The following is a 26,622-nucleotide window of genomic DNA, read 5'->3' as shown; positions in this document are numbered from 1 at the left end:
GCCGATAAAATCAGCCGAAAATGCCGTCGGTTGGCGCTCGCAACCTCAACCCGCGCGTATCCGGTAGCACAGGCTCCGCTTCTCGCCCGGCGCAATCTGCATCAATCCGGGCTTGCCAGTGAATTCGCCGTCGAACTCCGACGGGCTGGCGAATCCATGCCAGGGCTCGATGCAGAGAAACGCCGCGCCTGATGGTTTCGACCAGACGCCGAGTTCGGAAAATCCTTCCCAGGACATCTCGATCGAAGGCCCACGATCGGCTGCATAGCGAACCGAACCGCTCGCGAGCCGATCGATGATAACCGCATCGTCTTCGAACAGCCGCTCCGAGAGGGGGAGGCTGTTGCCGCGAACCGGCGACGGCTCCGCCTCGGCGCGCATCAGGCCATCTGCCAGCCTGCGGATCGGCGCCGGCTCTTCGTCCGAGAAGGTGAGCGCGTAGGCTTCCTTTTCCAATCCGGGCAGCAACGGCCAGTTGAACGCCGGATGGGCGCCGATCGAAGCCGGCAAGGTCTCATCGCCGGTATTGATGATGTCGAACGCCACTTTCAGGCCGGCATTTTCAACGCTGTAGGTAACCTCGAGCCGGAACGCAAAGGGATAGCGGGCGCGCGTCGCCTCGCTATCGACAAGCACCAGCCTGCACGACGAGGCCCCCTGTTCCACCCACTCGAACCTGACATCCCGCGCAAAACCATGCTGGGTCATCGGATAGGTTTTGCCCCGATGCTGCAGTTGATCGTTCTTGAGGCGGCCGACGATCGGAAACAGCAACGGCGAGTGGCGCGGCCATGCCGGCCCCGCCTGCCAAAGCAGCTCGATCCCTTCATTTCGGAGCGAGCACAGTTCGGCGCCATCGGCCTTGATGGTCGCCTCAATCGCGCCGCTGCGAAGCGTATGCTTGTCCATGCTGATACTTCACCACGCGAAGTGCCCCTGTTCCCTCTCATAAGTCATGGCATTGCCCCCAGCAACGGCGATGCCCTGGCGGCGTCATTTCCTGATGGCATGGTTGCAAGGCTGACACAGCTTCCGGCCCGCGAAGCGCTTGATTTCCCCTGTTGTTGCGCGTTTCATTCAGGCAAAGGACAAATACCCCGGGGAAACAGCCATGCCAGCGAAAATCATCGGTATGATCGGCACCCAGCAGGAGGGCGTCGCAGTTCACCTGATCAAGGGCCAGATATCGCGCCAATGGGTGATCGATTTTACCCGCCTGCATGAGCAGTGGAACTATGATTCCGTGCTGGTCGGATATTACGCCTCGGCCGCCGAAGGTTTTGCGATCGCGCTTTATGCGGCCGATCATACCGAGCGAATAAAATTCCTGATCGCGCATCGCCCGGGTTCGGTGGCACCGGCGCTGGCGGCACGGCAGATCGCGACCTTCGACCAGCTGACGCAGGGACGGATGTCGCTGCACGTGATCGCCGGCACCAGCGACCAGGACCAGGCCAGCGAAGGCGATTTCCTTCCCAAGAACGACCGCTACCGCCGCGCCGGCGAATATCTCGATATCATGCGGCGGATCTGGACCAGCGACGGCCCGTTCGACCACAAGGGCGAATTCTATCGCATCGAGGGCGCGTACAGCGATATCAAACCGTTTCAGCAGCCCTATCCCCGTCTGTTCTTCGGCGGCTCCTCGGAAGGCGCGCTGGAAATGGGCGCTGCGCATTGCGACGTGTTCGCGATCTTCGGCGAGCCGCTCGCCGAGACCCGTGCCCGCGTCGACGATTTCCGCCGTCGCGCGGCCGCGTTCGGGCGCCGGGTCGGCTTCAACATGTCGTTGCGTCCGATCATGGCGGACACCGAGGGCGCAGCCTGGGACAAGGCGCACGCGCTGCTGGCGGACGTCGAGCGCAAGACCGGCGAAGCGCCGCAAGCAACCAATCATTCCGCCGAACGCTTGCTGGGCTACGCCGCACGGGCCGACGTTCATGACGAACGGTTATGGATGGGGATCGCGCGCGCCACCGGTGCGCCCGGCAATACGTCCTGCCTGGTGGGAACGCCGGAACAGATCGCGGCTGCGGTGCTGGAATATTACCGGCTCGGCATCCATTCGTTCCTGCTGCGCGGATTCGAAAATCCGCACGACACGATGGCGATCGGCCGCGACCTCATTCCATTGATCAAGGCCGGTTCAGAAGCGATCGACCGGCAGGCCGAGGCGGCCGAGTAGCGTTGGCCCCCAGAATCTGCAAACACATCAACAGGCCGGGTCACAGCACGGCGCCAGGAAAGACCTTGGGACCAATTGCATGAAAGCCGTGGTGGTCGAGAATTACGATTCGATTGACGGCATCTCCATCAAGGAGATGGCGATGCCGGATATCCCGCCCGGCGGTGTCCGCGTCAGGATCGGCGCGGCCGCCATCGGCTTCGTCGACGGCTTGAAGGTGCAAGGGCTGTATCAGACCAAGGACCCGCTGCCGTTCGTGCCGGGCACGGAATTCGCCGGTGTGGTCGATGGTGCCGCAGGCGACGTCGCCGCGTTCAAGCCGGGCATGCCCGTGGTCGGCATGGTCAGATCCGGCGCGCTCGCCGAATACATCTGCGTGCCGTCAGCGGCGCTGAAGCATTTGCCGCCAAAAATTGCCTTCGAGGCCGGAGCGTCTTTTCAGGCGAATTACCTGACCGGACTTTACGCGCTGGATGCGCGCGCCGAACTGCGCAAGGGCGAAACGCTGCTGGTGCTGGGCGCCGCGGGCGGCGTCGGCATCGCGGCGGTACAACTCGGCAAGCTGATGGGCGCGAAGGTCATCGCCGCGGCCTCGACACCGGAGAAACGCCAATTCGCCAAAGGTTACGGCGCCGATGAAACCATCGACTACACCAAGGCGGACTGGCGCGAGACCCTGAAGACGCTGACCGGCGGCAACGGCCCGGATGTTATTTTCGACCCGGTTGGAGGCGAGGTGGCGCTGCAGGCGTTTCGCTCGATCGCCTGGCGCGGGCGGCACCTCGTGGTCGGGTTCGCCTCCGGCACCATTCCGGCGCTGGCCTTCAACCTTCCGCTGCTCAAGGGCGGCGCCCTGCTCGGCGTCGACCTCGCGCAGATCCAGAAGCGCGAGCCGGAAACGCATACCCGCCTGATCGCACAGTTGTTCGACTGGCTCGCCTCGGGCCAGTTGAGTCCCGTGGTCGGCAAGGTCGTGCCGTTCGAGAATTTTCGCGTAGCGTTCAAGACCATGCAGTCGCGATCCGCGCTCGGCAAAATGATCGTCAAATTCGCCTGAGGACAGCAACATGCCCCAACACAAGGCCGCCGACGGAACCGGGCGTCGCCTGATGCATACGCGAACGGTCGAATGCAACGGCTACATCAGGGACGACGGGCTCTGGGAAGTCGAGGCGCGGCTGGTCGACACAAAGCCGTTCACGCAAGCCGCCGACCGCTATCGCGAGGAACTGAAGCCCGGCGATCCCGTGCACGATATCCGCCTGCGGCTGGCGATCGACGACACCATGAAAATCCACGAGGCCGAAGCCACCATGCAGGCGACACCCTATCCCACCTGCATCGACGTCGAGCCGATCCTGCAGCGGCTGGTCGGCGAGAGCATCGGCAAGGGCTGGCGCGAGGTGGTCCGCCGCAAGATCGGCCGGCTCGAGGGCTGCACCCATCTGTCGGAGCTATTGGGCCCGGCGGTGACCACGCTGTTTCAGACCATGTCGCACGGCGACGCTCCGGAAGGGCGCGGCTCGCTGGAAACCCAGCAGAACTCCGGCAAGCGGCCGTTCTTCATCGGCGGCTGCTATTCCTGGCGCACCGACGGCCCCATCGTCGCCGACAAGTTTCCTCAATTTGCGACCAAGCCGGCCGCGCGGGATTAGAGCGTTTTCAAGCGCAGTGGATACCGGTTCGCGTGAAGAAAACGCGTCAAGACAAGAATCTAGAGCTTTGGTTCTGATTCAATCAGAACCAAAGCTCTAGGGCGCAACGATCCAGCGCGGGCCCTGATCACGAAATTGCAACCGCCGGGCTGCGATACCTTGTGAAGCCACGCGCTTGACAATCCACTAACCTATGGTTGTCATCTCTCCACCGATATACGTCTCTTATTTTGCGAAGTCGCGAACGGCGTTCTGAACGGACATCGCGCTTGAAGCCAAACGCCTGTCCGGCCGTTTCTCGCTCCTTGCGCGCGGGGGATCTCATGTCGAAGCGTTTTGTGTCGAAGCGTTTTGGAGTTGGATTATTGCTCGCCTGCGTTGCGGCACTTCTGCTTCCGGTGCTGGTCGTCCTCGTTGACATGATTTTCCTTCACCAGACGATGGTCAACTCCATCTACAAGAACGTCGATGACGTTTCCGACAGCGAGATGCCACCCACCGTTGCTTCCTTCCAATCCGGCCCTGACGTCGTCAGCACCATCGGCGGCAGCGGCGAAGGATTGAACTGCAGCCTCCCTGCCCTGACCAACATTTTCTTCGACCATCGCGCAGACGATAAAGGCAGACGCCATCTCGTGTTGCAACGGTTCCGGCAGGCGTGCGTGTTTCACGATCTTTGCTATCGCCATGGCCTGGCTACCTACGGCTATAACCAGAACGACTGCGATCGCATCATGCAGAATGCGGCTTTCCGGCTCTGCCTCTATATCCGGAACGGCGACGATGCGGATCAGGCGGCACGCTGCGAGACCGATTCAAAAATGGTTCTGGCGGGCGTGAGCATTGGCGGCGCCGACGCCTATCGCGCCTGGGACCGGTCGACCTACTTCGAATTCGATTCGGATCCCTGGCGGTCCAGCGGATTCCTGGTCAGCCGGGTGGTCGATCATCCCTTTAAATCCATCGATCGGGAGAAGTACCACGACGAGCCCGATCAAGTCATTCTGACATTCGAGAACAAGCGATCAAACCTTACGGTGACCTGCGTCACCTGCAAGGACGTACCGGTCTTTCAAACCACCGAACGACGCAGCGACGTCAGCGCGGAACTCCGATCGGTCGGGATCGAGCGGCTTCCCGACGCCTTGCTCAAGCGCGAAGATCAAATCCTATCCAACACCAATCCGGTTTGGCTGCCGCCGCGACGTCATCACGCCGCACCGCATCTGCTGGTCGATGGTGCGGGCAAGAATCATCTCATCTGGGTGACGCGGAACAATCCGGGAGACACCATCTCCTGCCTGGTCCTGGCGGATGCCGCGAAGTTGTTGACCCACACATTGCCAAAGCGTGACCTCTGCTCCGAGGAGGCGGGTTCCCAACTTACCATGGTTGAGGTCGATATGTATGCGAGCTCACCACTTCCAATGGAGATACCAAGTGCAAATGGCATTTTTGCAGCCGCAATCAGCGCGAAGCGGGAAGATGATCGCAGCCTGAGCTTCTGCCTGCGGTCCGCGTCCAGGAAGGTCGAGCGAGAAACGGTAAAGAACGACGACCAGGCCGATTGCATTCTCCTCTCCGGACCGGAAGTTTCCGGCGGCGCCGGCCTCGGCGCCTTTCAGAACTTTGCAGTCATCCGTCCAGGGCAGCAAATCCTGTTCGCGCGTGATATTGCACCATCACCGGCATTGCTGCCGGTCAGGCTTCTCCAGAATGCACTGGGCGTCAAATACTCGTCTAAAGGAACCATGCTGGTAATCGATGTCACCGCGCACTCCCAGGAAAAAAAGGCTTCGGGATCAAGAATCAGGAAGACGGTGAAGTTTGACATCGACGACCGTTTTGATCCGATGATGCCGATCACGCGTAAACGAGACGATCTCCGCTTCCTCAGTCTGGAGTCTTCGATGGAAGGGGTCGGTGTCCGCATGATTGATTTTGAGAAAGAAAGCCCTGCCGTCGGCGATGTGAAGCTCATGATGAATGGAAGTGACGTAAACCTGCACCGGTCCTGGGCCTCGCGACCTGTCCTAGTGCTCGAAACGCGCGAGAGGCTCCCAAAAACCAAACTTGTTTTTTCGCGAGCAGAAATTGCGGGCGAATCTGCCAGTCCCAATGCCGAATCATTGAGTCTGGAAACGCTGGTATTCGAGCGCGCTGCGGACGGCCCCTCCGACGCGCCATTCGTGAAGACCAGCGGGGCGGCCTGCACGGTAAAGTACAAGTTCCAATCGCTTCCTGATTACCCCTGCTATCGCCCGTTCGATCCGAAACGCCCGATGCGGGCATCGGCGGCCGCCAGAATGCAGGCATCCCAACTACTGGTCGGAAAATTCGCAGGTCAGGACGGACACGGCATTGCATTCCCCGATTTCTGCCTGCAGGGGGAACCGATCATCCTGAAGACAGAAGACGGCAGCTTCGCGCCGATGACGAAAACAGTCGGCGAGGAAATCGACAAGACACGCACGGTCACGTGCGATCCGCTCGACTCCCACAAGTATATCAGCGGGCCCATCAAGCCTGGCCCTGACGTGACGGTGTCGGCCGCCGACCGGCCGCGGCCTTAGCGCAAACGTTCAGCTCTCACGCGGACCCGTCTTGACGACCTCCGCATGCGGATCGCCGGCGGGCAGGATGTCGCGGATGTAATCGCGGCCCTTCCATTCCGGCGGCGGCGGTGGCCCCTCGCCTTCGCGGGGAACATAGGGCGACGTATTGCCGGGCGACGGACTGGCGCCGGCGAGGTCAGGCACATAGCGCGGGCAGTTCGGATAGATTTCGCACTCGATCCGCACCACGAGCTGCGCGCCGTAATGCCGGCCGATCGCCGCCGCGTCATCGAGGATCTCGGCGCGGCCGTTGATGCGCATGCGCCGGCTCTTGCCGTCGAAGCGCACGAACAACAGCCCGACATTCGGATTCTTCGACAGGTTGCCGAGCGTGCGGTACATCGAATTGCCGTCATACTCCGGGTATTCGATGATGTTCGGGCCAACGACTTTCACGAAGCCGGGATCTCCCGACTTGATGCTGCAGTCGACATAATCCGCAAAGGAAGTGCCGATGAAGAAGAACGGCGAACTCTCGATCAGCGCCTTCTCGTCGTCCCAGAATTCGTAATGCTTGCGGTGCCGCTCGATCGCCTCGGCCACACGCCGCCCGTCGAACCGGTCCTGCAGTTCGCTCATGCCCTCGTGATAGAACGCCCGCTGCCACATCGGCCTGCTCCCTTTTTTCTCGGGAGACATTAACGCCGATCCAGCGCAGCCGCCAGCCGTGGCCGGACGGCTAATATTCGAGATGGGGACGAAGCGCCTTCAGCTTGGCCGCAAGTTCGCGGGCGTCGGCGTCCTCCGACTGCGAAAGATGCCGCGTGATCGAGGCGTAATCCTCATCTGACTTGTGCTGGTTCAGCTTGCGCTGCCCTTCCACCTGCTTCACGTCCATTTCGAGCACGACGATCGATTGCAGCATCGACTCGCGCTTGGTCGCCTCCATGCTCGACAGCGACCATGGCTGCTTCGGTGTCAACCGCTCCTCGAAGGTCGACAGTAGCACGTCGCCATGGCTGCGATTGCTTTCCATCGAAAGCCGACGCACCGGACCGGAAAGATGCACGGCCTCATAGAGCCAGGTCGAGACGTGATCCGGCGTCGCATACCAGTCGTTGGAAACATAGGCGTCCGGGCCCCAGACAATCAGAAGGAACGGGGTCTTTCCATCGGCGAGTTCGGCCAGCTTGTTTCGTGCGGTGAGGTGAAACTGCACCGTGACGGCATCGCCCGTCCGGTCGATCCTGAACGGCACATGCGAACTGATCGGGCCGGCGCCGCCGCTCGCAACCATCGCACCAAATCCACGCGAGGCGGCAAACTCCAGCGCGCCGTCGCGGTCCCAGGCAAACATTGGACGAAGGATGTGCACGGCAGCTTCCTTGCTTTACTCAGGAGGAGGGGTCTTGCCGCCTGGCGCGGTCGAAAATGGCGAACGCCGCCGCCAGCGCACAGCCGGCGATGATGCCGACCGTAAGATCCTCGATCAGCGTGAGTCCGAAAGTGGCGAGCAGCACGCCGGCGCCGCGCCAGTCGTGCAGCAGATCAAGGAATTCTTCCTTCTCCGCCATGTTCCAGCACACCACGACAAGCACGCCCGCCAGCGCCGACAGCGGGATGAAGCTGGCCAGCGGCGCCGCGACCACCATGAACACAAGCACGAACAGCGCATGCATCATGCCGGACACCGGGCTGACCGCACCGGCGCGAATATTGGTGGCCGTGCGCGCGATCGTCCCGGTGACGCTGATGCCGCCGAACAGTGCGGAGGCGACGTTGGCGACACCCTGTGCCACGACTTCCATATTGTAGCGGTGCTTGCGCCCCGTCATGCCATCGGCGACCTTGGCCGAGAGCAGGCTCTCGACCGCGCCGAGCAGCGTGAAGGAGAGCGCGGCCGGCAACACCTCGACCACGGACGCATACGAGATCGATGGCAACCGGGGTCCCGGCAATCCGTCCGGCAGTTGGCCAAAGCGGCTGCCGATGGTCTCGACCGGCAAGCCGAACAGCCATGCCGCCACCGAGGCCAGCGTCACCGCGATCAGCATGCCCGGCCAGTTCGGCGCTATCAGCCGCAGCAGGAAAATCAAGGCGATCGAGCCGATGCCGACCGCAAGTGCGGCCGGGCTGATGGTCGGCAGCGCCTGACCCAGTGCCGCAAGCTTGGGCAGCAACGGTCCGGGTTCTACACCGGCTAATTTCAGGCCGCCGAGATCGCGCAGCTGGCTGGCAAAGATCGTCACCGCGATGCCGCAGGTGAAGCCGACGGTCACGGCGTGCGGAATGTAGCGAATGAGCACGCCAAGCCGCAGCAGGCCGATCAGGGTCAGCATGAACCCGGAGAGGAAGACGGTCAGCAACAGGCCTTCCAGGCCGAATTTGCTGACGGTGGCCGCGACCAGCACGATGAACGCGCCGGCCGGGCCGCCAATCTGAAAGCGGCTGCCCCCCAGCGCCGAGACTAAAAAGCCGCCGATGACGGCGGCATATAATCCCCGCTCGGGCGAAACCCCCGAGGCGACGGCGATCGCCATCGACAGCGGCAGCGCCACGATCGCAACCGTCAGCGCCGCCAGCATATCCCGGCGGAAGTGGCCAAGATGGTATCCCTCGGCCAGCACGGTAGCGAGTTTCGGACGATAAAGATGAGCGGAGGCGGAGCCGTCGGGCATCGCGGGTAAACCGATTGGGACTTAAGGCATCATAGCCGACGATCAAGCGTGCGTCAGCATGCCCCTGCTTCCTTGAGACCGCGATAGGCCGATATCGCGGCGCTTCGCAACTTTTGCCGTTGCCGGCGATAGCCCGGTGGCCGGCGTTGGCCTGGATTATCGCCTTCAGCCGACAGTCCGGGCCTGGCGAAGCGCTTGAGATCGCGAAGATCGCCGAGCGTGCGTTGCAGCTGTTTCGCCGGCTTGTGGACGTGACGGAATTCGCCATGGCCGAACACCGGGACTATGCCCGTCAGCGCCTCCAGCATGTAGCGAAAGCGCTTCGCCCTGATCCGCAGCCGGTGACGAGCCGATGCGCCGAGGGCTTTGAGCCGCCGGCCTTTTCGGATCAGTTGCCGGCGCCAGCGATTGAGCTCGCGCTTGCAATAGGCCTTCAGCGGCCTTGCGGACTTGCGGCGCAGCATCCGCTCCCAACGCGGCAGCCATGACCCACTCCCGATCCAGCTGGACATCGCCTCGATCAGGTCATGAAATCGCGCCGAACGCAGGCAGTGAACCATCCGGCGATGATCGCGCGTCTGATGCGCCTCGAGATCCTCGCCGATCATGCGTTGCGCCCAGTCCCGGTACCGTTTGCGGCGTGCATATTCCACGACCACGTCGCTGTCGCGCGCGGCGCCGAGCGAGCCGTTCAGCCATGCAAGCTCCTTCTTCAGGCGCCGCCATTCCGCATCGACCACAATCGAAGCAAAGAAGAACACGGCGGACCGCAGCTGGGTAATGGCGACACGAATCTGATGCACGGCTTCGGCATCGCCTGCGCAGGCGCTGCTGTGATGCAGCCTGACCTTGCCGACACAGTCCTGTGCGATTTTCTGGAACGCCGTCGCGCAATCGAACTGCGTCGCCGCAGCGGCCTTGCGCAGGCCGATTTTGGTTTTGCCAGCGCCCTTCATCTGCCACGCCCGATGGCGGGCCGAGCATACAGGCTACCGCACCGCAAAGCTTCCATCCCCGTCACGCGCTCCGGTCCATCCCGCCTAACATGGCCTGACCCGTCGCACGGCGCCAGCCCGTACGCCGGCCAAAAGCAGGCCACGGCTTGCGGAGAACGATCGCCGCAACCGTCGAGCCGGGATAGAGGGTTTGTGTCAGGCCAATCAGGAGTTGAGATCGGTCAGGCGGGAACCGCTTGATCGCGCGATGATTCCGGGCGATCAGCCGGCGTGCTCGATGGCGCGGATGGCGCCGCGCAGTTCCGCCAGCCCACGCAGCCGGCCGATCGCGGTGTAGCCGGGATTGGTGCGCTTGGTCTCGGCGAGATCGTCGAGCATGCGATGGCCGTGGTCCGGCCGGAATATGATTTTTTCACCTGCCGAACGTTTGCGGTTTTCGGTCAGCAGCGCCTTGAGAACCGCGATCATATCGACGTCGCCGTCGAGATGATCGGATTCGAAGAACGACAGGCCGTCGGCTTCGCGCTTGGTCGCGCGCAGATGCGCAAAGCCGATCCGCGGCGCGAATTGCTTTGCGATCGCCGGCAGATCGTTCTGCGCACGTACGCCGAGCGAGCCGGTGCAGAAGCAGATGCCGTTCGCCTTGGACGGCACCGCGTCGAACAGCACCTGGTAGTCTTCCGCCGACGAGGCGATGCGCGGCAGGCCGAACAGCGGCCGCGGCGGATCGTCGGGATGCAGCGTCAGCGTCACGCCGAGCTGCTCGGCAACGGGCGTGACGCGCGCGAGAAACTCGATCAGATGCTGGCGCAGGACGGCGGAATTGATGCCACTATATTGCTGCAGGCGGTCGCGGAACTGCGGAATGGTCAGGGGATCGGTGGTCGACCCCGGCAAGGCGCTGGCGATGTTGGTGACGAGGACGTCGATATCGGCCTGCGTCATCCCGGCGTGAAGCTGCTTGGCACGGGCGCGGGCGGCTTCCGAATATTCCGCCGCCGCTTCCGGGCGCTGCAAAATGTGCAGATCGAACGCCGCGAACCGCTCCTGGTCGAAGCGCATCGCCTTGGCGCCGTTCGGCAGCTCCCATTCCAGATCGGTGCGGCACCAGTCCACGACAGGCATGAAATTGTAGCAGATGATCTTGATGCCGGCCGATGCCACCGCCTCCAGGCTGGCGATCCAGGCCTCGATCGAGCGTGTCGCCTTGCCGCCGAGGCGCTTGACGTCGTCGGGGATCGGAATCGATTCCACCACCGACCAGGTCAGCTGCGAACGGCCGGGCTGGCTTTTCTCGATGATGTGCTTGCGTTCCTGGACGCCTGATCGCGTCCAGGCTTCGCCGATCGGCACCTGATGCAGCGCGGTGACCACATCGGTGGCGCCGGCCTGGCGGATATCGTCGAGCGACACCGGATCATCAGGCCCGTACCACCGCCATCCCTGCAGCATCATGAAAATCTCCTGAATATCTTCCGGTCACTGCGCCGTCAGCACGACCTTGACGCTTTGCGAGCGGTCCAGCGCGAGACGAACCGCATCGGGTGCGACCGAGAGCGGACGCTCGGCGGTCACCAGCGACAGCACATCGACGCTGCCGTCGGAAATCAGTTCGACCGCGGTCATGAATTCCGGCCCGAAGCGGAACGAGCCGCGCAGATCGATCTCCTTGGCCATGACAGCGTTCGCCGGCGTTGGAATTTGCCCGCCCGGCAGATTGCCGATCTGGACGACGACGCCGCCGCGCCTGACCGCGCCGATCGCGCTGGCAAGGCCGGCCGCCGTGCCGGAAACTTCAAACGCCACATCGTACGGCGCCACCGCCTTCAGGGCTTCATCGCCTTTGGAGATGTCGATGACATGGTTGGCGCCGAGCCGCGTGGCAAACGCCAACGGCGCGGCGGCGATATCGACGACGGTCACTTCGGCAATGCCAGCCCGGCGCGCGGCCAGCATCGTCAACAGGCCAATGGGGCCCGAGCCGAATAGCACCGCGCGTTTTCCACTGACATCACCGGCGCGGGCGACCGCGTGCAGGCAGACCGCGAGCGGCTCGGCCAGCGCCGCCGCCTGGTACGTCACATGGTCCGGAATTTTGACGCACTGCGCGGGAACGGCGTCGAACAGGCTGGAAAACCCGCCCTGCATGTGCGGCGTCTTGGAAGCCGAGCCCATGAAGAAGATGTTCTCGCACAGGTTCAGCCGGCCCTCGCGGCACGGTGTGCAGTGGCCGCACCAGCGCGATGGATTGACGGCGACGCGATCGCCGATCTTCAGGCCGGGCGCGCTGCCCGAGATCTCGACGACCTCGCCCGCGATCTCATGGCCGAGTACCAATGGCGAGGTGACGACGAAATCGCCGGTGCGGGCATGGCGGTAGTAATGCATGTCGGAGCCGCAAATGCCGCCGGCGCCGAAACGAATCCGCACCATGCCTGACGCCAATGGATCGAGCGGCCGCTCGACCATGCGCAGATCCTCGGGGCCGAACAGTGTTGCAGCCAAAGCCTTCGATGTCATTTTGCAAGTCCTATCACTTAGCAAGTCCCATATATTTCGGCAGCCAGAGCGTCAGCTCCGGGATGTAGGTGATGGCGACGAGCGCCAGCAGCAGCGGCACCAGCCAGGGGAGGATCGCCATCGTCGTGCGCTCGACCGAGAGCTTTGCGACGCGGGCGAGCACGAACAGCACCATGCCAAGCGGGGGGTGCAACAGGCCGATCATCAGGTTGAGCGTCATGATCAGCCCAAAATGGATCGGGTCGATGCCCAGCTTCAGGACGATCGGCAGCAGGATCGGCACCAGGATGGTGATCGCCGCGATGGTGTCGATGAAGCAGCCGACAAACAGGATCAGGATGTTCGCCAGCAGCAGGAACACCCATTTGTTCTGGGTGATCCCGAGTATCGCGTCGGTGAGGATCTGCGCCGCCTGCGACACCGTCAAGAGCCAGGCGAAGATCGAGGCCGCCGTCACGATGAACAGCACCGATGCCGTGGTCTCGATGGTGTCGAACGTCGCCTTCGCCACCGTCTGCAACGTCATCGAGCGATAGCGCACCAGCCCCAGGAACAGCGACCAGATCACGGCGGCGACCGCAGCCTCCGTCGGCGTGAACCAGCCCAGCGTCATGCCGCCGATCAGGATGACCGGCGCCATCAGCGCCATCACGGCGGAGAAATCGAAATACCAGTCGAGCGCCAGCAGCGCCACGAGCCCGATGCCAACAGCCATGTTGACCGAGAGCCCGGCGAGCACCAGCAGCCAGACCGCGAGCGGAAAGCACAGCACGACCACGATCTCGAGCCCGGCCGAGCCGATCTGCCGCCAGGAGAACGGCGTATCGCTGCCCCAGCCGTTCTTGTGGGCGAAATAGGCCACGGTCGCCATCATCATCAAGGTCATGACGACGCCCGGAATGAGGCCGCCGAGGAACAGCGCGCCGATCGAGACGTTCGCCATCATGCCGTAGATCACGAACGGCAGCGACGGCGGGATGATCGGGCCAAGCGTCGCGGACGCCGCGGTCACGCCGACCGAAAACTCGGTCGAATAGCCGTGGTCCTTCATCGCCTTGATTTCGATGGTGCCGAGGCCTGCGGCGTCCGCGATCGCGGTGCCGGACATGCCGGAAAAGATCACCGAGCCGACGATGTTGACGTGGCCGAGGCCGCCGCGCATCCAGCCCACCAATGCTACCGCAAAGCTGTAGATGCGCCCGGTGACGCCGGCGATGTTCATCAGATTGCCGGCGAGGATGAAGAAGGGAACCGCGAGCAGCGGAAAACTCTCGACGCCCGCGATCATACGCTGCGCCAGCGTCACGTCGGGCGTGATGCCGGTGACGAGAATATACAACAGCGACGACACCGCCATCGCGAGCGCAACGGGAAGGCCGACCAGCATCAACAGCAGAAATGCCCCAAGCAGCAGCAGCATCGCCCTACCCTTCCGTTCCGTCGAAGGCGCCGGGGCGCTCCAGTATCGAATAGCCGCGCCGCCAGTTTTCGATCGCGATCTGGATCGAACGGCCGAACATCAGCACGAAGCCGAGCAGGACGCCGTAATAGACAAAACCTTTTTCAATCTTGATCGTCGTCATCCGCTCTTCGCCGATGATCTGGATGTAGACCCAGACCAGCTTGATCGCATAGCCGAAGAAGGCGATCCGGATCAGATCGATCACGGTCGAGAGCGCGCGCCCCACCGCATGCGGCAGATAACGGAACACCAGGTCGACCTGGATGTGCCGCGACAGCCGCACGCACATCGATGAGCCGATAAACACCACGCCGATCAGGCAATAGGTCGCGATCTCCTCGGTCCAGGCGTAGCTGTCGTTGAGGACGTAACGGGTGAAGAACTGCAGGAAAACGCACAGCGCCATGATCCAGAAGATCACGAGCGCCAGCCAGTCCTCGAACGCATACGGACTGAGGTCGGCGCCCTTCGGCGCCTCGTCCTCGAACGTATGGGCGATCTCTTCCGCCGTGATCTGCTTGTGCACTTCAGCCGACATCGGCGTCTCTTTCCAAATGCGCTCGAGATAGCTTGCCCCTGCCCGCCGAAGGACGCGGCAGGCAGGGGCAAAAGGCGTCGGCTTACTTCACCGCCTGGATGCGCTCCCAGTCGGCCTTGCGGTAGTCGAAGCTTTCAAAGCTCGTGGTCTTGATCACGGTGTCACGGAACGCGGCCTTGTCGACCTCGGTGACGGTGAGACCCTTCTGCTTGAAGAAATCGACCAGCTTGGCTTCGTTGACCTTGATCTCGCCGGTGGCCTTGGCAGCGGCTTCCTGGGTCACTTCGGTGAAGATCTTGCGATCCTCTTCGCTGAGCTTCTTCCAGAGCCCGCCGGAAATGATCGTGTTGAGGTGGTCGACGATGTGACCGGTCAGCACGATGTGCTTCTGCACCTCGTAGAACTTCTTCGCCTCGATGGTGGTGAGCGGATTTTCCTGGGCTTCGACGGTGCCGTTCTGCAGCGCCAGATAGACTTCGGCGAAAGCGATCGGCGCGGTGTTGGCGCCGCAGGCGCGCGGCATCGCCAGATAGGCCGGCACGTCGGGCACGCGGATCTTGAGGCCCTTCATGTCCGCGCAGGCCTTGATCGGGCGGTTCGACGAGGTGTGACGCACGCCGTAATAGGTCACCGCCACGATGCGGTGGCCGGTCTTGTCTTCATAGCCCTTGGTGAGATCCTTGAAGACATCGCTCTTGGTGTAGGCCAGGAGATGATCGGCATCGCGGAAAGTATAGGGATAATAGGTCACGCCGATCGGCGGGAAACTCTTGGCCGCGAAGCTCGAGCCGGAAATGATGATGTCGACCGAGCCCAGCGAAAGGCCCTGGTTGATATCGGCTTCCTTGCCGAGCTGCGAGGCCGGATAGACGTCGATCGCATAGCGGCCGTTGGTGCGCTTGCCGATCTCCTGCGCGGCCCACACCGACGCAGTGTGGAACGGCTCTGACGTCTCATAGACGTGGGCCCATTTGAGTTTGGTCTGCGCCATGCCGGCGCTGGTGGCGGCAACAAGCGCGGCAGCGGAAGCCGCCAATACAATCGTCAATTTCTTCAGCACGGAAATCTCCTCCATTGTTACATTTGCTTTTGTTACTCAACCGTTTCAGCCTTTTTGGCCGAACCGTTCGAATGCGTGATCAGCCGCTCCTTGCCTGTGCGTGAGGCGATGCGGCTTCGGCTCCAAAGTTTTGTGCAAAGCGTTCCTGCGAACGCGCCAGATGCTCGCGCATGGCGGTGCGGGCAGCGTCGGGATCGCGGGCGGCGATGGCGTCGCGGATCGCCTGATGCTCGGCGAGCGCGGCGCCCCAGGACTCCGGGTTCTCGAAATAATGCGCGAGCTTGGCGAAATAGGGATTGAGCCGCTGGTCAAAGAGTTCGCCGACGACGCGAACCAGCACGGCGTTATCCAGACATCCCGCCACCGCAACATGGAACGCGCGGTCGTGGATCATCGAGGCGTCGCCGGGATGCTGGGTGTTTGCCATCGCCAGCAGCGAGGCGTCGATGCGCGCGATATCTTCCGGCTTCGCCACCCTCGCCGCTTGCTCGGCGATGGCGCCTTCGATGAATTCGCGGGCGCGCAGCAATTCGAACGGCCCTTCGATCATTGCGGAGGCCGGCAAAGGCGCGGCCAGCGCGGCCGGGTCGCTGACATAGATTCCGGAGCCGACACGAATGCGAACACGTCCTTCGACTTCGAGCGCGATCAGTGCTTCGCGCACGGTGGGACGGGAGACCTTCAATTGCTCGGCGATATCGCGTTCGGTGGGGAGCCTGGAGCCGACGGCGTATTCGCCGCTGTCGATCAAGGCGCGCAGCTGATCGGCAACCTGGCGGTATAGGCGTCGCGCTTCCACTGCCTCTAACGGCACGCTGCTTCCCCCGAATGATCCCGCGGATCGGTTCTTTTTCTGGCTGGCTTTGGCCAATCGGCTGGCCTTGAGCCAACCGCCAATCGGTAAATTGGCCTTACCAATTGACCAAACATTGACCTTACGGGTACGCCATGTCAAGGCGAATGGCGAAAATTCCGCCATTCCAACCCAAAGGAGGCCGATTTGCGCCTCTCGAACGCCAGCCTCGCCCGGCTCCCCAGCCATATCGGACGCCCCGGTTACGACCGGGTAGGCGTCACATCAGGCATCGTCCATCTCGGAATCGGCGCCTTTCACCGTGCGCACCAAGCGGTCGTGATCGACGACCTGCTCGCAAACGGCGCGACGGACTGGGGAATCATCGGCGCCAGCCTTCGAAGTTCGGACACCTACGACGCCCTCGCCCCGCAGGATTGTCTCTATGCGCTTGCCGTTCGCTCCGGCGCGGGCACTGAACACCGGATCATCGGCTCGGTGCTGCAGACGCAGGTCGCCAGGAACAACCCCGCGCAATTGATCGCGCGCATGGCTGATCCCGCCACGCGCATCGTCTCGCTGACGATTACTGAAAAGGGCTATTGCCACACGCCGCAGACCGGCGAACTTAACGCTGACCATCCCGATATCGTCCACGACCTTGCAAACCCCGATGCACCGCGATCGGCCCCGGGATTCATCGTGGCCGCGCTGGCGCGCCGCCGCGCGGCTGATATCGCGCCCTTCACCGTTCTCTCCTGCGACAATCTTTCGGCCAACGGCCATACCGTGAAACGGATCCTGACTGAGTTCGCTCACCTGCGATCGCCGGAGCTCGGAAAGTGGATCGCCGATCACGTCGCCTGCCCGTCGACGATGGTCGATCGCATCGTCCCCGAGACCACCGACGCCGATCGCGCGGCGGTCTCGTCCGAACTCGGCATGACCGACGCATGGCCCGTGATATCAGAGCCGTTCACGCAATGGATCGTCGAAGACAATTTTCCGGCCGGCCGGCCCGATTTCGCACGCGCCGGCGTGCAGCTCGTCACTGATGTGACACCGTTCGAACACATGAAGCTGCGGCTGCTCAACGCCAGCCACTCGGCGCTGGCCTATCTCGGCTATCTCGCGGGCCATGAGACCATTGCCGCTGCCATGACCGACGATCGCTTTGCGGCGTTCGCCCACGGTGTGATGCAAGAATCCGCCGTGACGCTTTCGATGCCGGAGGGGACCGATCTGGCGGGATACAGCGCCTCGCTTCTCGAGCGCTTTACCAACCCTGCCCTGCGTCACCGCACCTGGCAGATCGCGATGGACGGATCGCAGAAATTGCCACAGCGGCTGCTCGGCACGATGCAGGACCGGCTGCGGCAGGGCTTGCCGATCAATACGCACGCGCTCGCGGTCGCAGGCTGGATGCGCTACGTCACGGCGAGCGATGAAAACGGACAGCCGATCGACGTGCGCGATCCCCTCGCGGCGGAACTGGCGGCGATCGCCAAGAAAGCCGGCCCCGTCGCAGATCGGCTCGCGCCTGCGTTGCTCGACATTGGTTCGATCTTCGGCGAATTTGGAAACGACCCCCGCCTGCGCGACGCCGTGACGCGCGCCCTGGCGCAGCTCTACGAATTGGGCGCCCGTCGGGCGGTGCAGGCCTGGGCGCCGGCATAGACTGACCGGCGAGCGCACCGACGTGAGAAAGGCGGCCCGAAGGCCGCCTTTCAATCCGAATGCCGTCAGTCGATTTCCTCGATCACCATTCGCTCGCCCGGATCGACGAGATAGGTCCGGTTTTCGCGATGAATGTACCGATACTCGCGCAGCGCGGGCGCGTCCCGATACACCGTCTCGGGAAACTCGTCCACTTCGACGGCTTCCGGCAAACGCTCGCCACGACGGATCACCATCCTTGCGCTACTGCCGGTGGTTTGCGCCGTGCTGCCGGTGGCCTGACGTTCGGTACGTTCAGTTCTGGTCTTGACGTGCTTGCGGACCGCGTCGCGATCCTTGTCGGTAAACGCGGCCTTCGACTGCGAGCGCGCCGGAGCGGCGGCCGTCGAGCCGCCCGAACGCGGCAGAACCGTCACGATCTGGTAGGTGGACGGTTCGACGATCACGATTTCGTCGCGCACCACAAAGAAGCTGTATCCGCGATACTGCGGAACGATTTCCACGACGTCCGCAGGGAGTGTCTGCAGCCGCACGTCACGCGGAACGGCGGTGCCGACCGAGAGCGAGAAGTTGACGTTGGTGAGCGGCTGCACGTTCAGCCGCGAGATCGATTGCGTGACCCGCGTTCGCTGCTGATCGTTGATATTGACCGACGCATTCACGTTGGTCGATGAGGATTGCGCCGTATTCGAAGGCGGGTTGGTCGACTGGGCAGGCTGCTGCGCAGTGGTGCTCTGCGAGGGCTGCTGCGCGGTGGTGTTCTGTGACGGTTGTTGCGCTGTTGTGTTCTGCGGCGGCTGCTGCGCTGTTGTGTTGGAGCTTGCCGGCGCCTGCTGCGCCTGATTGCTCGAGCTGCCGGTTGCAGGCGTCTGCTGGGCCTGGTTGTTGGACGGCGACGGAGCATTGGTTTGCGCCTGAGCCGGAGCAGACGTTCCACCAGACTGGGAAGAAGTGGAAGGCGTCGTCTGCGCCTGCGACGAAGACGGCGTCCGGCCGCTTGACCTGTCAGGTGCCTTCTGCGGCGTTTGGGTTTGCGGGCTCGGCGAGGTCGACGGCTCCTTTGGCGACTGCGCAAATGCCGCGGTGGCGAAGACAACCCCAACGGCGGTGGTTAAAAGAAGACGTGTTTTCATTTGGAACTCCTCCTGTTGCGTTCGGGATGAACGAGCCCGAGGCTGCCGGGTTCCGATTTCCGCAGCGCCAAATATTGAGGAACCGGGAACATTCCAAATCCGGGAACATTCGGTAAGTGATGGGGTTGGTGATCATCGACCTGAAGGAGTTCAGTCATGAAGAAATTGATCGTAGTGCTCGCGATTGGCGCCGGCACCCTGTTCGCTACCGGCGCAACGGCCGCACCGCTCTCGAATGGCATTACCGTGATGCCGGATAACGGCATCGAACATGTCAGAATGGTCTGCGACGAATTTGGCCAATGCTACCGTACCCGTGGCGGCCGTCGCGTCGTCGTTGAGCGCGAATACGGCGACAGCTACAATTATTACGCTCCGCGCGAGCGATACATTGAACGCCGCGGCTATTACAATGACGGCCCGAGCGTCGGTATCGGCGTCGGACCGGGCGGCGTCGGTGTTGGATTTGGCGTCGGACCGCGCTACTAGGATTTCAATTTCGCAAGTCGAGGCCGCAGAGAAATCTGCGGCCTTCGGCGCGCCCGGCTTCCGGCACCGCGTGAGGTTTGAGATGGACGAAAGCAAGTTCGCTGCGCTGCTCGGTCACGCAGCACTGAAGGTGTGGCCGGAGCTGTCGCGCGACGCCCAGGAAATGTTGTTTGCGGCTGCCGTCGATGACGGCGTCATTGCAAATACGCTCGCAACCTACCTGCACGATCATCATCCCCCGGACCGCCCATCCGCCAAAGCCGACGGCGCTGGTCTGATTCGGATCTGCATGGCGGCGGCATTTAACGCCCAGGCGGCTGCTCCAGAGCCTCTGCTCGCCTGAAGCTGACGCTAGTTACAAGCACCAAAATTGCAAACCTGACGCGACTGCGCGAGCGACCTCGCTTTCTCTCGCAGCGCACACCGCTGATAATACTTTCAGAAGACACAACCCTGTGTTTCAATCGGTCCTGCGGAAGCCGCAACCGCGTGCGTGCGCAGGCCGGTTCCTGTCCCGATCGCGAATCCCGGCCAGCAGAAAACAACGCACGGTCTCAAAACCATAACAACGGAGGAAATCCATGGACATCGATCGTCGTCAGCTTGCGTTACCGGTACTCGCCATCGGACTTCTCGGCGTGATGCCAGCCTTCGCCGGCGCCGACGAAGATGCGGTCGCCAAGAACCTCGAGGCCTTCCGGACCGCGCAGGCCGCCGCCAACGCCGAGGGGCTGGCGTCGCTTTGCGCAGCCGAACTCAGCTACAGCCACTCGGATGGCCGCGTCGAAGACAAAGCGGCCTTCCTCGCCGGCGCGACCAGCGGAAAATCGAAGTGGCTATCGCTGGTCTATAAGGACCCCGCGATCCGCGTCGTCGGCCCGGTCGCGACCGTCCGGTTCAACTGGCTCGGTGAGCAGGAGGCCGTCGCCGACGGCAAGAAGACCTCCACCAACCTCCACATCCTGATGACGTGGCTAAAGCAGGGGTCGGACTGGAAACTGCTGTCGCGCTCGTCGACCAAGCTCGGGTAGCAGCCGCGGAGTGCAGCGCTCAAGCCAGCGCGCCGGATCATCGGTGCGCTGGCTGATGTCTCCCGATGGATCGCGCCAATCTGCCTTGCCAGTGGCGCCCCCTTCATAAAGACTCGGCACCAAACTGGCGCAGACAGAAAGTCGAACTATATCAGGGATCGTTGTTTCCATATCAATCACTCCCGTCGCCCCCTTGATCAAACCAGTCATCATCTTTCTGTCGTTGGTTTTTTTCCCGATCGGTGTATCGGCGGCCCGCTATTGGTCCGATGACCCGCGTGGAAGCTGGCAGACAGCGGACCGCTCCAGCGCCGGGCTTTTGCCCGAGGCGTCTCGTCACCCCGAGGCGGTCATTCGCATTTATGGCGCGCGCACGCTGCGTTGGAAGGCGATCTTCGCGATCCACACCTGGATCGTCGTCAAAGAGCAGAACGCCGCGACCTACACCCGCTATGACTACACCGCCTGGGGCGAGCCGATTCGGACCAACGGCTTCGCGGCCGATGCGCGCTGGTTCGGCGCGTCCCCCGAAACCATCGTCGCGGTCGATGGCGAGGAAGCAAGCCGCCTCATTCCCAAGATCCGTCACGTCGTCGAAAATTATCGATTCCGGGCCTATGGCGACTACAGCCCGTGGCCGGGTCCGAACTCCAACACCTTCGTGCAGGCCGTCCTCAACGCGGTCCCCGAGCTGATGGCTGTGCTGCCGCCCACCGCGATCGGAAAAGACTATCCCTACGAGGGCAAGTCATTCGGAGTGACGGCTTCCGGTACCGGCGTTTTTGCGTCGCTTGGAGGTTATCTCGGCCTCACCGTCGGATGGGTCGAAGGCCTCGAAATCAATTTCCTCGGCGCGGTGCTGGGATTGGATATTCGCCGGCCGGCGCTGAAATTTCCGGGCATCGGCCGATTGGGCATGGCGGCCGGAATTTAGCCCGCCGTTAACCTTTGCCGCTGACCGCATTGGCGTCGTTAGCCGTGACCGCGTCATCACTCGCTGATGCGGCAAAAATTCATGCATGATGCGCGCAATTTGATCTCGCATTGCACGCAGCAACCCTTATCTCTGGCTCAGGTAGGAAATTCGCCCCAAGGACAACTCCGAAAAGGAGCCATCTAATGGCGAACGTATTAACCACTGGGGCCTGGCTTTCTGCCCCGACCGAAAAGACTTCATTTTTTGCAAGATTGTTGCGCGCTCGTATCGAATCCAATGAGCGGCGGGCTGCCCGCGCCGTTGAGACGTACGTTACCGACCACGGGCTGCAAAAACTGTCAGATGATGCCGAGCGACAAATCGATCGCTTGTTCTCCAGAGCGGGCCGATAGCCATGGTCACACTCATTATCATGCAGGTCGCAACCAGACTCGCTCGTTTTGGCAAACAGGCTCGTGAGACGTGGCGCGAAACCCAGCGCCTCCGTCGCAGCCTTGCCGGCCCAGCGGAAGAATAACCGCACCGCGCGGGGTCCCCTTCGTTTCACCGGTCAGCCGGTGAAACGAGAGGGAAATGCGCGCCTCAGCCTTTGAGCGCGGTGACCACGACCTCAATCAAGGCGCCGCCACCTAGATCGGCCACACCGACGGTGGCGCGCGCCGGCAAATTGTCGCCGAAGAATTCGGTCCAGGCCGCGTCCATCTCCTTTTTCTTCGAGAGATCCGTGACAAAGATCGAGGCGCTGACGACGCGCGATCGATCCGTTCCCGCCTCCTTCAGATAGCCCGCGATCTTGCCGAGGATGTTGCGGGTCTGATCGCCCATCGAGACGCTGGTGTCGTCGGCGATCGTGCCGCCGACAAAGACGAAACCGTTGGCTTCGACGGCGCGGTGCATGATCGGGGTACGGATGTTGCGGATGATGTTCATGATGTCCTCATCTTGGTTTCAGGGTGTGGAAGAATGAAAACGGTCGATGCCGAGATCGCCGATCCGGGTCTGGGTGCCGCCGCTCACGATCAGCTCCGTCATCACGGCGCCGGCGCCGGGGCCGAGCTGGAAGCCGTGCAGCGAAAAGCCGAACTGGTGATAGAGCCCCACGTGGCGGGCGCTCGGGCCAAAGACGGGCAGTTCGTCTTTTGTGCGAGCCTCGATGCCGGCCCACGCCCGCACGATGGTGGCGCTGCGCATCACGGGAAATAGTTCGAACACGGTGCGGGCGCTGATGGCGAGGCTGCGCCAGTCCAGCACCGTCTCGTTGCGATCCTGATCCGGCGTCGCCAGATGCCCGCCGCCGATCAGCACCGTGCCGTTGGCGAACTGTTTGAAGGACAGCTTGCGCCCGCGCAGGATCACGACGGGATCGATGAAATGCGGCACGCGGGACGTGATCATCAGCATCGGCGCCACGGTCTCGACCGGCACCGGCTCGCCGAGATCAGCAGCGATGCGACCGGCCCAGGCACCGGCGGCATTGACGAGCACCGGCGCCGCATAGCTATCGGCACCGACATCGACCCGCCACAGCCCGTCCTGCTTTCGAATGTTGGTCGCGGCGACGCCCTCAACGACGGTTGCGCCGAGCGCTTCGGCCTTGCGGCGGATCGCGGTGGTGGTTCGGGCCGGTTCGGCCGCGCCGTCGCGCCGCGACACCACCCCGCCGGGGCAGCTGTCGGCCACCGCCGGCACCAGCCGCCGCAGCTCCGGCCCATCGATCAGTTCCTCGTGGGTGAAACCGAGCGCGTTCAGCTCGGCGACACGCGCGCGACAGGCATCAAATTCGGTGTCGTTCTCGGCGACCAGCACCTGGCCATGGCTTTCGAAGCCGCAGCTGTCGTCGACCAGCGCTTCGATCCGCTCCCAAATTCCCATCGAGCGGATCGAGAGCGGGATCTCGGCGACATGCCGTGCGAGCTGGCGGACGCCGCCGGCATTGACGCCCGAGGCGTGGCGGCCGGCATAGTCCTTCTCGACCAGCACCGGCTTCATGCCGGCGAGGCACAGGTGAAGCGCGGTCGAGCATCCGTGGATGCCGCCACCGACGATGATGGCATCCGCAAGCTTCGTCATCCGCGCACCACCGCATTGACGTCGGCGTCTGTCTTCGGCACCGCCGCCAGTTCCGCCAGCGTGATCGGCTTCACCGGTGCACGCAGCCGATAGTAGCCGATCTCCTGGGGCGTCTTGCCACGGGCCTGCGCCATCAGCTCGGTGACCGTCAGGCCGCAGAGCCGGCCCTGGCAGGGACCCATGCCGGTGCGGCGATAGGCCTTGAGCTGGTTCGGACCGGTCGCACCGATCGCGACGGCGTCAAGAATGTCCTTGGCCGATACCTCCTCGCAGCGACAGACGATGGTGTCGTCAGAGGGGATGCGAAATTGCGGGGCCGGACGGAACAGCGTGTCGAGGAAAATGCGGCCGCGCTCGGCCTTTACCAGCGATGCTCTGATGGTCGCCATCGGCGCGAGCTTGAAAGCAGCCGCAGGCGCCAGCGCCTCGACCGCGGCGCGCGCAGCGATACGGCCGCGGACAATGGCGGCATCCGCGCCGCCGATCCCGGCACCATCGCCGGCGATCGCGATGCCTTCGACCGATGTGCTGCCGTCGCGATCAAGCACCGGCGACCAGCACAATTGCAGCTCATCCCAGCGATGCTCGATCCCGACCGCCATCGCCAGGTTGACGTTGGGCACCACGCCCTGGTGCAGCAGCAGCAACTCGGCCGGAACAGTCTCGCGCCGGCTGCCGGACAGATAGGTTACGGTTGCGAGCTGGCCGTCACCGGCGGCAGCGAGTTCGGTGACGCCAGACACCACAGGCACTTTCGCGCGCACCTGCCTCATCAACGCAAAACCCTTTGCGAAATAGGGCGACGTCATGAAGGCGAAGGCGTGAGGCAGCGCGGCAAGATAATTTCGACGCTCGGTGGTATCGAGGATGCGGTCGATGCGGCCGCCGAGGCGCAGGATCTGCGCGGCGAGCAGCCAAAGCAGCGGCCCCTGGCCCGCGATCACCGTCCGCCCGTCCGGCACGAGGCCCGATGATTTCAGCATGGTCTGCGCCGCGCCTGCGGTCATCACGCCCGGAAGGGTCCAGCCGGGAATCGGAAACGGCCGCTCCAGCGCGCCCGTCGCCAGAATCACCCGACTCGCCCTAACGAAGAATGACGCGCCGCCTAGCGATATGCCGATTTCGAGATTCCGGTCGAGGCTCCAGACCGTCGCGCGCTGGATGATCTCGGCGCCGCTCGATCGCACCGCCTCGACCAGCTCCGCGCCCGCCCAATAGTCGGCGCCGAGGTGGTCGCGTTTCGTCACCGGGGTCGAGGCGATGGCGCGCCAGACCTGACCGCCGGGGCCGGCATTCTCGTCGAGCAGCAGCGTCGACAGGCCAGCCTCGGCCGCGGTCGCAGCGGCGGCGAGTCCGGCAGGCCCTGCCCCGATCACCACGACGTCATAGCTGTCGCGCCTGGCAGTCGTGTTCATCGGCCGATCTCCCGCTTGCCCTTCTGGATCTCGATCTGCATGCCCTCGGCAACGGGCACCAGGCAGCCTTGCCGATTGCCGACGCCGTCGATGGTGACGAGGCAGTCGAAGCACACGCCCATCATGCAATAGGGCAGACGCGGTGCGCCGCTCACGGCAGTCGCGCGGCGCACGTCACGGCCGGAGGCGAGCAATGCTGCGGACACCGTATCGCCCTCGCGCGCCGCGACGGCGGCCCCGTCCACGACGATGTGCACGGATCGTCTGCTGTCCTGATCGGATCGTTTGAACATTGGCTGCCTCTTCGCCCCTTCGGGTCGTGTCGATGTCAGTAATAGCCGCCGCCGGTCGCGGCATGGTTGGCGTCGAAGCGGTGGGCCGAGAACGCCCCGACCAGTTCCGGTTCGAGCGCGCCCGCCGCCACCATCCGCGCAATCTCGAAGGCGTGATTGGAGGCCAGCGTCACGCCGGAATGACAGCAGGTGACGAACGCGCCCGGCGCGCTCTCCGACTGATCGTAAATCGGGAAACCATCCTGCGGCATCACGCGGATGCCGGACCAGGTGCGCACGACGTTCAGGCGCGCCAGATGCGGAAACGTGCGCTGCGCCCGATCCGCCATCACGGCGCTGACCGCATGGTTCAGCGTGCGATCGTCGAGCTGATCTTCCTTGCTGTCGCCGATCATCACCGTGCCCTCGTCGGTCTGGCGAATGGTGGTCAGGGGATGCGGCAGGAACGGCATGGTGCGCTCGGTCACCACGATCTGGCCGCGGGTCGGGCCCATCGGCGCCGACAGGCCGACCATCGGCGCCAGCGACTGGTTGGCGTTGCCGGCGGAGAGCACGACCTTGCCGGCGCGGATCTCGCCCTGCGCTGTCGAGAGCTGGAATTCGCCGCCGCGCCGCGCGATCGCCGAGACCGGCCGCTCGGGAAAGTACTCGATGCCGAACAATTTCAGGCCGGTGTGGAAGGCGCGGAAGGTGCGCAGCGAATTCACATGCCCGTCCCATGGGCAGAAGCTGCCGCCGGAGACCTCCGGACCGATCAGCGGCAGCATCTTCTTGACCTCGGAAGCCGACAGCATCTCCATCCGGTAATCAGCCGCGCCGACCTGGTTGTGCATCCGCGTCACAAGCTGCGCGCGCTGCGCAAACTCATTCTCGCCAAGCGTCAGGTGGAAACCGCCATTCTGCTGCAGGGCGACGTCGAGCCCGGTCTGGTCTTTCAATTCGGCGGCGAGCCTGCCCCAGGTCTCGGAGGCCCGCATGGTCCAGCCGGTGTAGGCCGGCATGCCGAGGCCTTTGCTCTGCACCCAGACCAGCGCGAAGTTTGCCCGCGAGGCGCGCTTGGCGATGTCGCCCTCGTCGAGGACGACGACCCGCTTTCCGAGCCGGCCAAGACCCCAGGCGATAGCGGAGCCAAGCAATCCGCCGCCCACGACAGCGACGTCATAGTCCTTCAACAT

26 protein-coding genes and 1 pseudogene are annotated in these 26,622 nt (G+C 63.3%); 10 read left to right on the top strand and 17 right to left on the bottom strand.

What is annotated here, in order from left to right:
* Window positions 1-45: 45 nt before the first annotated feature.
* Window positions 46-915, bottom strand: a complete 870-nt coding sequence (locus tag JQ609_RS32070) for an aldose 1-epimerase family protein (RefSeq protein WP_409411216.1) — start codon at window positions 913-915, stop codon at window positions 46-48.
* 196 nt (window positions 916-1,111) lie between these two features.
* On the opposite strand from JQ609_RS32070, the gene JQ609_RS32065 reads away from it, so the two are divergent.
* The 4 genes from JQ609_RS32065 to JQ609_RS32050 all read left to right on the top strand — a co-directional run bounded on the left by JQ609_RS32065 (window position 1,112) and on the right by JQ609_RS32050 (window position 6,413).
* Window positions 1,112-2,185 (top strand): LLM class flavin-dependent oxidoreductase, encoded by a 1,074-nt coding sequence (locus JQ609_RS32065; RefSeq protein ID WP_212276649.1) that lies wholly within the window; start codon window positions 1,112-1,114, stop codon window positions 2,183-2,185.
* Window positions 2,186-2,264: 79 nt separating this feature from the next.
* On the top strand, window positions 2,265-3,242 hold the full coding sequence (locus JQ609_RS32060) for an NADPH:quinone oxidoreductase family protein (protein ID WP_212276648.1): 978 nt from the start codon (window positions 2,265-2,267) through the stop codon (window positions 3,240-3,242).
* 10 nt (window positions 3,243-3,252) lie between these two features.
* Window positions 3,253-3,840 (top strand): DUF2889 domain-containing protein, encoded by a 588-nt coding sequence (locus JQ609_RS32055; protein ID WP_212276647.1) that lies wholly within the window; start codon window positions 3,253-3,255, stop codon window positions 3,838-3,840.
* 323 nt (window positions 3,841-4,163) lie between these two features.
* A complete protein-coding gene (locus JQ609_RS32050) occupies window positions 4,164-6,413 on the top strand; it encodes a hypothetical protein (RefSeq protein WP_212276646.1) in 2,250 nt (749 codons plus the stop codon).
* A gap of 9 nt (window positions 6,414-6,422) precedes the next feature.
* Here JQ609_RS32050 and JQ609_RS32045 read toward each other — a convergent pair whose 3' ends face one another.
* The 10 genes and pseudogenes from JQ609_RS32045 to JQ609_RS32000 all read right to left on the bottom strand — a co-directional run bounded on the left by JQ609_RS32045 (window position 6,423) and on the right by JQ609_RS32000 (window position 16,423).
* Window positions 6,423-7,064: a pyridoxamine 5'-phosphate oxidase family protein gene (locus JQ609_RS32045; protein ID WP_212209108.1), complete on the bottom strand. Its 642-nt coding sequence runs from the start codon at window positions 7,062-7,064 to the stop codon at window positions 6,423-6,425.
* A 70-nt stretch (window positions 7,065-7,134) separates the two neighbouring features.
* Window positions 7,135-7,770: an FMN-binding negative transcriptional regulator gene (locus JQ609_RS32040; RefSeq protein ID WP_212276645.1), complete on the bottom strand. Its 636-nt coding sequence runs from the start codon at window positions 7,768-7,770 to the stop codon at window positions 7,135-7,137.
* Window positions 7,771-7,825: 55 nt separating this feature from the next.
* Window positions 7,826-9,073: pseudogene (locus tag JQ609_RS32035) on the bottom strand (SulP family inorganic anion transporter); the annotation flags it as partial.
* Window positions 9,074-9,126: 53 nt separating this feature from the next.
* Window positions 9,127-10,029 carry a CHAD domain-containing protein gene (locus tag JQ609_RS32030; protein WP_212209105.1) on the bottom strand — a complete coding sequence of 301 codons (903 nt, stop codon included), beginning with the start codon at window positions 10,027-10,029 and terminating at the stop codon, window positions 9,127-9,129.
* Window positions 10,030-10,290: 261 nt separating this feature from the next.
* The gene (gene uxuA / locus JQ609_RS32025; RefSeq protein ID WP_212209104.1) at window positions 10,291-11,484 is read right to left on the bottom strand and encodes a mannonate dehydratase; all 1,194 of its coding nucleotides are present in this window, start codon (window positions 11,482-11,484) and stop codon (window positions 10,291-10,293) included.
* A gap of 24 nt (window positions 11,485-11,508) precedes the next feature.
* The gene (locus tag JQ609_RS32020; RefSeq protein WP_212276644.1) at window positions 11,509-12,549 is read right to left on the bottom strand and encodes an L-idonate 5-dehydrogenase; all 1,041 of its coding nucleotides are present in this window, start codon (window positions 12,547-12,549) and stop codon (window positions 11,509-11,511) included.
* 13 nt (window positions 12,550-12,562) lie between these two features.
* A complete protein-coding gene (locus JQ609_RS32015; protein ID WP_212276643.1) occupies window positions 12,563-13,969 on the bottom strand; it encodes a TRAP transporter large permease in 1,407 nt (468 codons plus the stop codon).
* A 4-nt stretch (window positions 13,970-13,973) separates the two neighbouring features.
* Window positions 13,974-14,549 carry a TRAP transporter small permease gene (locus tag JQ609_RS32010; protein WP_212209101.1) on the bottom strand — a complete coding sequence of 192 codons (576 nt, stop codon included), beginning with the start codon at window positions 14,547-14,549 and terminating at the stop codon, window positions 13,974-13,976.
* An 82-nt stretch (window positions 14,550-14,631) separates the two neighbouring features.
* Window positions 14,632-15,624: a sialic acid TRAP transporter substrate-binding protein SiaP gene (locus JQ609_RS32005; RefSeq protein WP_212276642.1), complete on the bottom strand. Its 993-nt coding sequence runs from the start codon at window positions 15,622-15,624 to the stop codon at window positions 14,632-14,634.
* A gap of 64 nt (window positions 15,625-15,688) precedes the next feature.
* Window positions 15,689-16,423, bottom strand: coding sequence for a FadR/GntR family transcriptional regulator (locus JQ609_RS32000; protein ID WP_212276641.1), 735 nt, complete (start codon window positions 16,421-16,423; stop codon window positions 15,689-15,691).
* A gap of 186 nt (window positions 16,424-16,609) precedes the next feature.
* Between JQ609_RS32000 and JQ609_RS31995 the strand changes: the two genes are divergently transcribed.
* The gene (locus JQ609_RS31995; protein WP_212276640.1) at window positions 16,610-18,079 is read left to right on the top strand and encodes a mannitol dehydrogenase family protein; all 1,470 of its coding nucleotides are present in this window, start codon (window positions 16,610-16,612) and stop codon (window positions 18,077-18,079) included.
* Between the two features lie 65 nt (window positions 18,080-18,144).
* Here the strand turns inward: JQ609_RS31995 and JQ609_RS31990 are convergent, their stop codons facing one another.
* Window positions 18,145-19,212 (bottom strand): DUF1236 domain-containing protein, encoded by a 1,068-nt coding sequence (locus JQ609_RS31990; protein ID WP_212276639.1) that lies wholly within the window; start codon window positions 19,210-19,212, stop codon window positions 18,145-18,147.
* Window positions 19,213-19,368: 156 nt separating this feature from the next.
* Here JQ609_RS31990 and JQ609_RS31985 point away from each other — a divergent pair, with 156 nt between their 5' ends.
* The 5 genes from JQ609_RS31985 to JQ609_RS31965 all read left to right on the top strand — a co-directional run bounded on the left by JQ609_RS31985 (window position 19,369) and on the right by JQ609_RS31965 (window position 22,061).
* Complete coding sequence (locus JQ609_RS31985; RefSeq protein WP_212209096.1) at window positions 19,369-19,701, top strand: hypothetical protein; 333 nt, start codon at window positions 19,369-19,371, stop codon at window positions 19,699-19,701.
* A gap of 82 nt (window positions 19,702-19,783) precedes the next feature.
* Window positions 19,784-20,044, top strand: a complete 261-nt coding sequence (locus JQ609_RS31980) for a hypothetical protein (RefSeq protein WP_312014921.1) — start codon at window positions 19,784-19,786, stop codon at window positions 20,042-20,044.
* A 238-nt stretch (window positions 20,045-20,282) separates the two neighbouring features.
* Window positions 20,283-20,732 (top strand): nuclear transport factor 2 family protein, encoded by a 450-nt coding sequence (locus tag JQ609_RS31975; RefSeq protein WP_212209094.1) that lies wholly within the window; start codon window positions 20,283-20,285, stop codon window positions 20,730-20,732.
* Window positions 20,733-20,925: 193 nt separating this feature from the next.
* Entirely contained in the window at window positions 20,926-21,666 is a 741-nt protein-coding gene (locus tag JQ609_RS31970) for a DUF3750 domain-containing protein (RefSeq protein ID WP_249128683.1), read from the top strand.
* Window positions 21,667-21,851: 185 nt separating this feature from the next.
* Entirely contained in the window at window positions 21,852-22,061 is a 210-nt protein-coding gene (locus tag JQ609_RS31965) for a hypothetical protein (RefSeq protein ID WP_212276638.1), read from the top strand.
* 190 nt (window positions 22,062-22,251) lie between these two features.
* Here JQ609_RS31965 and JQ609_RS31960 read toward each other — a convergent pair whose 3' ends face one another.
* The 5 genes from JQ609_RS31960 to JQ609_RS31940 are packed head-to-tail and all read right to left on the bottom strand — an operon-like array spanning window position 22,252 to window position 26,622.
* Window positions 22,252-22,599, bottom strand: a complete 348-nt coding sequence (locus tag JQ609_RS31960) for a RidA family protein (protein ID WP_212276637.1) — start codon at window positions 22,597-22,599, stop codon at window positions 22,252-22,254.
* A gap of 18 nt (window positions 22,600-22,617) precedes the next feature.
* The gene (locus tag JQ609_RS31955; RefSeq protein ID WP_212276636.1) at window positions 22,618-23,739 is read right to left on the bottom strand and encodes an FAD-binding oxidoreductase; all 1,122 of its coding nucleotides are present in this window, start codon (window positions 23,737-23,739) and stop codon (window positions 22,618-22,620) included.
* On the bottom strand, window positions 23,736-25,154 hold the full coding sequence (locus JQ609_RS31950; RefSeq protein WP_212276635.1) for an NAD(P)/FAD-dependent oxidoreductase: 1,419 nt from the start codon (window positions 25,152-25,154) through the stop codon (window positions 23,736-23,738). Before JQ609_RS31950 ends, JQ609_RS31955 begins: the two co-directional genes overlap by 4 nt.
* Complete coding sequence (locus tag JQ609_RS31945; RefSeq protein WP_212001941.1) at window positions 25,151-25,447, bottom strand: (2Fe-2S)-binding protein; 297 nt, start codon at window positions 25,445-25,447, stop codon at window positions 25,151-25,153. Before JQ609_RS31945 ends, JQ609_RS31950 begins: the two co-directional genes overlap by 4 nt.
* A 35-nt stretch (window positions 25,448-25,482) precedes the next feature.
* A complete protein-coding gene (locus JQ609_RS31940) occupies window positions 25,483-26,622 on the bottom strand; it encodes an FAD-binding oxidoreductase (RefSeq protein WP_212276634.1) in 1,140 nt (379 codons plus the stop codon).

The sequence above is a fragment of the Bradyrhizobium sp. AUGA SZCCT0169 genome, assembly GCF_018130085.1.
Classification (GTDB): domain Bacteria; phylum Pseudomonadota; class Alphaproteobacteria; order Rhizobiales; family Xanthobacteraceae; genus Bradyrhizobium.
Note: the sequence above shows the minus strand (reverse complement) of the source record. Positions and strands in the feature narration are given on the sequence as shown.

Coding starts and splice junctions, on each gene's coding strand:
- JQ609_RS32065 (WP_212276649.1), top strand. CDS start 1,112: ATGCCAGCGAAAATCATCGGTATGATCGGCACCCAGCAGGAGGGCGTC.
- JQ609_RS32060 (WP_212276648.1), top strand. CDS start 2,265: ATGAAAGCCGTGGTGGTCGAGAATTACGATTCGATTGACGGCATCTCC.
- JQ609_RS32055 (WP_212276647.1), top strand. CDS start 3,253: ATGCCCCAACACAAGGCCGCCGACGGAACCGGGCGTCGCCTGATGCAT.
- JQ609_RS32050 (WP_212276646.1), top strand. CDS start 4,164: ATGTCGAAGCGTTTTGTGTCGAAGCGTTTTGGAGTTGGATTATTGCTC.
- JQ609_RS32045 (WP_212209108.1), bottom strand. CDS start 7,064: ATGTGGCAGCGGGCGTTCTATCACGAGGGCATGAGCGAACTGCAGGAC.
- JQ609_RS32030 (WP_212209105.1), bottom strand. CDS start 10,029: ATGAAGGGCGCTGGCAAAACCAAAATCGGCCTGCGCAAGGCCGCTGCG.
- uxuA (WP_212209104.1), bottom strand. CDS start 11,484: ATGATGCTGCAGGGATGGCGGTGGTACGGGCCTGATGATCCGGTGTCG.
- JQ609_RS32020 (WP_212276644.1), bottom strand. CDS start 12,549: ATGACATCGAAGGCTTTGGCTGCAACACTGTTCGGCCCCGAGGATCTG.
- JQ609_RS32015 (WP_212276643.1), bottom strand. CDS start 13,969: ATGCTGCTGCTGCTTGGGGCATTTCTGCTGTTGATGCTGGTCGGCCTT.
- JQ609_RS32010 (WP_212209101.1), bottom strand. CDS start 14,549: ATGTCGGCTGAAGTGCACAAGCAGATCACGGCGGAAGAGATCGCCCAT.
- JQ609_RS32005 (WP_212276642.1), bottom strand. CDS start 15,624: ATGGAGGAGATTTCCGTGCTGAAGAAATTGACGATTGTATTGGCGGCT.
- JQ609_RS31990 (WP_212276639.1), bottom strand. CDS start 19,212: ATGAAAACACGTCTTCTTTTAACCACCGCCGTTGGGGTTGTCTTCGCC.
- JQ609_RS31985 (WP_212209096.1), top strand. CDS start 19,369: ATGAAGAAATTGATCGTAGTGCTCGCGATTGGCGCCGGCACCCTGTTC.
- JQ609_RS31980 (WP_312014921.1), top strand. CDS start 19,784: ATGGACGAAAGCAAGTTCGCTGCGCTGCTCGGTCACGCAGCACTGAAG.
- JQ609_RS31975 (WP_212209094.1), top strand. CDS start 20,283: ATGGACATCGATCGTCGTCAGCTTGCGTTACCGGTACTCGCCATCGGA.
- JQ609_RS31965 (WP_212276638.1), top strand. CDS start 21,852: ATGGCGAACGTATTAACCACTGGGGCCTGGCTTTCTGCCCCGACCGAA.
- JQ609_RS31960 (WP_212276637.1), bottom strand. CDS start 22,599: ATGAACATCATCCGCAACATCCGTACCCCGATCATGCACCGCGCCGTC.
- JQ609_RS31955 (WP_212276636.1), bottom strand. CDS start 23,739: ATGACGAAGCTTGCGGATGCCATCATCGTCGGTGGCGGCATCCACGGA.
- JQ609_RS31950 (WP_212276635.1), bottom strand. CDS start 25,154: ATGAACACGACTGCCAGGCGCGACAGCTATGACGTCGTGGTGATCGGG.
- JQ609_RS31945 (WP_212001941.1), bottom strand. CDS start 25,447: ATGTTCAAACGATCCGATCAGGACAGCAGACGATCCGTGCACATCGTC.
- JQ609_RS31940 (WP_212276634.1), bottom strand. CDS start 26,622: ATGTTGAAGGACTATGACGTCGCTGTCGTGGGCGGCGGATTGCTTGGC.